Annotated in this window: 4 protein-coding genes; all 4 read right to left on the bottom strand. The window is 35.5% G+C overall.

The features are described from left to right. Positions 1–46: 46 nt before the first annotated feature. The 4 genes from OZD66_RS05285 to OZD66_RS05270 all read right to left on the bottom strand — a co-directional run bounded on the left by OZD66_RS05285 (position 47) and on the right by OZD66_RS05270 (position 4,560). A complete protein-coding gene (locus tag OZD66_RS05285) occupies positions 47–175 on the bottom strand; it encodes a hypothetical protein (RefSeq protein WP_259348554.1) in 129 nt (42 codons plus the stop codon). A gap of 481 nt (positions 176–656) precedes the next feature. Further along, positions 657–1,934 (bottom strand): serine hydroxymethyltransferase, encoded by a 1,278-nt coding sequence (glyA, locus tag OZD66_RS05280; RefSeq protein ID WP_182367766.1) that lies wholly within the window; start codon positions 1,932–1,934, stop codon positions 657–659. A gap of 40 nt (positions 1,935–1,974) precedes the next feature. Continuing rightward, positions 1,975–3,195: an MFS transporter gene (locus OZD66_RS05275; RefSeq protein WP_182367763.1), complete on the bottom strand. Its 1,221-nt coding sequence runs from the start codon at positions 3,193–3,195 to the stop codon at positions 1,975–1,977. Between the two features lie 135 nt (positions 3,196–3,330). Continuing rightward, positions 3,331–4,560, bottom strand: a complete 1,230-nt coding sequence (locus OZD66_RS05270; RefSeq protein WP_182367760.1) for an MFS transporter — start codon at positions 4,558–4,560, stop codon at positions 3,331–3,333. Positions 4,561–4,927: the final 367 nt, after the last annotated feature.

Here is a 4,927-nt window from a genome sequence, read left to right as displayed (position 1 = left end):
CAAAAAAACAAGATTTTCAATAAGTTGCTTATAATCCTAATTATAGTTAGCCTTTCATAAGTAGCGATGCAACAAAGCCATCCCAGTGTCTGGGCACTGGGATGACAAAGGAGAGCAGTGTCAAGCACTGGGATGACACCCTACTAGCAGAAGTTACTCTCAAATGTTTGTTCATGTTAGCTACAAATATTAAGAAATTTACCAAACGAAAAAAAGGCAAAAGAAGCCCTAGTCATTGTCTATTTTCAGTATTGGCGTTTTTTAAGTCTTAAACACTGCAATTTAGCTGCTTTTAAATGCAACTCATCTTAGTTTAAATGTTTAAGAAATTTACTAAGCAGAAAAAAAGGCAAAAGAAATCCCGTATTAGCTAGTTGTCACTCTCTAATCCTGCAAATTGGTGTGCTATACTGTCTTAAACGCTTTATAAGCGCGTTTCAGCTTATATAGGTAAAAACCCAGAAATGTTGTGAAGACGTAGGGTGCGCATAGTGCAAAAAATTAAAAATAAGACGCCAATTACGTAATACTGTTGTCGTTTAATCTGCACAGATTGAAGATAAATGAATACCTTCAGTTTCATGATAAGAGGGCTGGCGAAGGGTGTCAAGTAAGTTTTTTCGTTTCTACCAGCTACTTGGATGACACCACATAAATTAATAAATAGGAAAATTACTACAAATCCTTTCAACTTTAGCTTTTACTGCTTTTTCGACACTTGAGCTATTTCCGCTGATTAATCCTTGAATTACTTCATTTATTAGACCAGCTATCTCTTTAAAATTTTCTGCCTCAAGTCCGCGTGTTGTCTCAGCAGCGGTGCCAAAACGGAGCCCTGAAGTGATGGTTGGTTTTTCTGTGTCAAATGGCACAGAGTTTTTATTGCAGGTAATGCCAGCCCTCTCAAGGCTATCTACAACGTCTTTTCCAGTTAATTTCTGCGATCTTAAGTCAACTAGCACTATATGAGAGTCAGTGCCGCCGGTTATAATGTCGAGTCCATGCTTTTGCAATTCTTGAGCTAGTACTTTCGCATTTTCCACGACTTTCTTGCTATAAGTTTTAAACTCTGGCGCTAACGCTTCTTTAAATGCAACAGCTTTTGCAGCTATCACATGCATAAGTGGCCCGCCCTGCAATCCTGGAAAAACTGCGGATTGAATTTTTTTGTGTAATGCTTCATCATTGGTCATCACTATTCCACCACGAGGACCACGCAAAGTTTTGTGAGTCGTGGAAGTCATAACATGTGCATATTCAGCAGGGGATGGATATTCGCCCGTTGCAATAAGCCCTGCATAGTGAGCAATGTCTGCAAGCAAATAAGCACCAACTTTATCTGCAATTTCGCGAAAGCGTTTGAAGTCCATTTTTCTCGGATAAGCAGAAGCACCAGCTATGATCAATTTCGGTTTATGCTCCAGCGCCAGCTTTTCTATCTCATCCATATCCAGCAAGTAAGTGTCTTTATTCACTGTATATTGAATTGACTTAAACCATTTACCAGAAAGGCTTGGTGCCGCACCATGAGTTAGATGCCCACCGCAACTCAGTGACAATCCAAGTATTGTATCACCTGGAGTAAGCAGTGAAGCAAACACTGCTTGATTTGCCTGAGAACCAGAGTGAGGCTGAACATTTGCAAATTTTACACCAAACAACTTACAAAGTCTTTCTATAGCCAGACTTTCAACTTTGTCCACATGCTCACAACCACAGTAATATCTTCTGCCTGGATAACCTTCTGCATATTTATTAGTCAGAAAAGAGCCTTGTGCCTCCATTACCGCTTTGCTTGCAAAATTTTCTGATGCAATTAGTTGCAGTTGTGATCTTTGGCGTTGCAATTCTTTTTCTATAGACTGATAAACCTCGTTATCAAAAGACTTTAAACTATTTTTAGAGCTACAGATTTTTTTTAAAACACTCATCATAGATCAAACCTCGCTTTAATTTTAAGATGCACAAGCAATTTTAAGACTGCTTATCCTGCTTTTTTAACCATAAGAGCCCAAAAACAGCTATTAGCAAACATACAGGAATAATAGATGTTGCTTTTATCAGCAATTCAGCACCATACACAGGATTTCCTTGTATAATCGCTTTATCCCAATAAGAACCTATTACCTTCGCAATTCCAGTGTGAAAGAGGTAGCCAAAAACCATAACTATCATATTTGATACAGCTGTAGTTAATCCTATTAAGTTATTATTTACATAACTTAATGCTTTGTACAGTGTTACTATTTGATATCCAGAAGCGAAACCTATAACAAGAAGTGCAGGCAATACAATATACAATCCGCCAGCCTGTGTAAAAAGTAAAAGGAAACTAGCAATCATTGCAAAGGAACAGACAATAATAACTTCATAATGTCTATTTGGATATTTTTCTAATATGTGAGCAAAAGAGAGCAATCCAGCTGCAAATCCTACATATATAACAGAAGAAATTGAAGACACTAGATCACCGGCCATTTGATATACCTCACATAAAAAAGCTTTTGTCCAAGCATCAGCAAAACCTTCTAGTGGACCTACCATTAAGCCACCAAAAAAACTAATTAGAACGATATATTTATTGAAAAGCACAGTTTTTAGATCCTTCATGCTAATTTTTTCTTTTCGAAAGTTGTAAGCATTGTAAGGAATAACTAAAAATAAAGATAAAGCGAGTAAGAAACCAAACCCTGAAAGAATATAAATTACATAATTCCAACCAAACTCATCAAGCAAAAGTTCTATTGGTAGACCACCATATATTGCCCCTAATAGCCCTATAATAACAGATATGCTTGCCATTTTTGCTGATTTTTCTCGCGAAAAATACATACTGGCAACTTTAAATACTCCTATTACTGACGCAGACGAGCCAATCCCAACAATTATTCTACCTAATACTGAATAATACCACTCATCAAAGCACACAAGAGGTAATGTTCCAATAGATACCAAGACAGCACAAACAGGTAAAACAATTTTTGGACCGAATCTATCAAAACAAAGACCAACAGGGATATGAACTAGTGTAAATCCCACATAGTAGAGACCATTAAATTGCCCTAAATCTGCAATGCTTATATTAAATTTTGTTATTAATACAGGCGCAATTATGTTTGGCATGACACGTAACACATACTGGTATGCGTAGAAAAGAGATACTATCAACCATACAAAAAAATTACTTTTCGACATACCTACCACCTAATAAAACCCAATTACAATTAAAACAAAAATATCAAAGTAAAATAAAGTATTATATTTCATAATAACAAGAGCCTTAAATTAGTACATCTAACGATTTTATCATACGAGCCTTCGATAAATTATCTACTTATTACAATCAACTTCTCTAAAATCTTTATTTTTTAACCATAAGAGCCCAAAAACAGCCACCAGCAAACATACAGGAATAACTGATGTTGCTTTTATCAGCAATTCAGCACCATACACAGGATTTCCTTGTATTATTGTTCTATCCCAACACAAATCTACTATTTTTGCGATCCCAGTGTGAAAAAAATAGCCAAAAACCATAACTATCATGTTTGACACAGCTGTAGCCAGGCCTACTAAGTTATTATTTACATAACTTATCGCTTTGTAAATGGTAAACACCTGATATCCAGATGTGAAGCCAATAATAAAAAGCGTAGGTAATACAACATACAAGCCACCAATCTGAGTAAAAAGCAAAAGAAAACTAGCGATCATTGCAAATGAGCATGCAATTATTACTTCATAATGCTTATTTTTATATTTTTCCAATAAATAAGCCAAAGAGAATGATCCTATTAACATTCCTATCAATATTACGGAAGAGAGAGAAGATGCCAAGTCTTCATTCATTTTATATACTTCAAAAAAGAATGCTTTCACCCAACCATCGGCAAAACCTTGCATTGGACCTACCATGAGTCCACCAAAAAAGCTAATTAGAATAATATGCTTGTTGAAAAGTATGTTTTTTAAGTCTCTAATGCTAACTTTTTCCTGTTGAGCATTGCTTTCAGGCGTTACTAAGAACAGCAACAGAGCAAGTAAACACCCAAATGCTGAGAATGTATAGATAACATAATTCCAGCCAAATTTATCGAGTAAGAAATCTAAAGGTAACCCGCCACATATCCCTCCCAAAATTCCTATAATTATAGATAAGCTGGCCATTCTTGCTGATTTTTCTTGCACAAAATACATGCTTGCAACTTTAAAGATTCCAATTGCCGAAGCGGATGACCCAATTCCCACAATTATTCTTCCAATTATTGAATAACTCCACTCATCAAAGCATATAAGCGGTAGTGTTCCGGTAAATGTCAAAACGGTACAAGCAGGTAAAACAAACTTTGGTCCAAATCTATCAAGGAAAAGACCAATAGGTATATGAGCTAGCGTATAGCCTACATAGTATAACCCACCAAACTGGCCAACATCTGCAATACTTATGTTAAATTTTGTTATTAATTCAGGCGCAATTATGTTTGGAATTACGCGTAATATATATTGGTATGCATAAAACAGTGACGTCAACAACCAGATTAAAAAATTCCTCTGCAACATGAATCTCAGCTAAAATTTAGGATTATAGATACTTTAGTTATAAAAAACAATACTATATTAATCATCTAAATCTGCTTAGCTCTTTTTACAGCTTATAACTTTAAGTAACCAAAAGCCTATCATTCCTATTAGTAGGCATATAGGTATTATTAACATAGACTTAACCATTACATCAGTTCCATAAAATGGCTTTCCATCGATAATTTCACCGTTCCAATAAAAATTCATTATATTTGCAATAATGACGTGAAAAAAATAACCAAAACTCATAACTATGGAATTATAGCATTTCTCATAATAGTCCGAACAGGTCATAGGAAGGCAGAATCAACAGCACGACGAAAGGATTCGAATAGAGGAATGTTTT

This window comes from Wolbachia endosymbiont of Drosophila baimaii, from assembly GCF_028982185.1.
Classification (GTDB): Bacteria; Pseudomonadota; Alphaproteobacteria; order Rickettsiales; family Anaplasmataceae; genus Wolbachia; species Wolbachia pipientis.
The sequence above is the reverse complement of the archived record's forward strand: the minus strand, read 5'-3'. Positions and strand labels throughout refer to the sequence as shown.

Excerpts from the sequence above, each read along its gene's own strand:
- OZD66_RS05285 (WP_259348554.1), bottom strand. The coding sequence starts at position 175 with ATGAACAAACATTTGAGAGTAACTTCTGCTAGTAGGGTGTCATCCCAG.
- glyA (WP_182367766.1), bottom strand. The coding sequence starts at position 1,934 with ATGATGAGTGTTTTAAAAAAAATCTGTAGCTCTAAAAATAGTTTAAAG.
- OZD66_RS05275 (WP_182367763.1), bottom strand. The coding sequence starts at position 3,195 with ATGTCGAAAAGTAATTTTTTTGTATGGTTGATAGTATCTCTTTTCTAC.
- OZD66_RS05270 (WP_182367760.1), bottom strand. The coding sequence starts at position 4,560 with ATGTTGCAGAGGAATTTTTTAATCTGGTTGTTGACGTCACTGTTTTAT.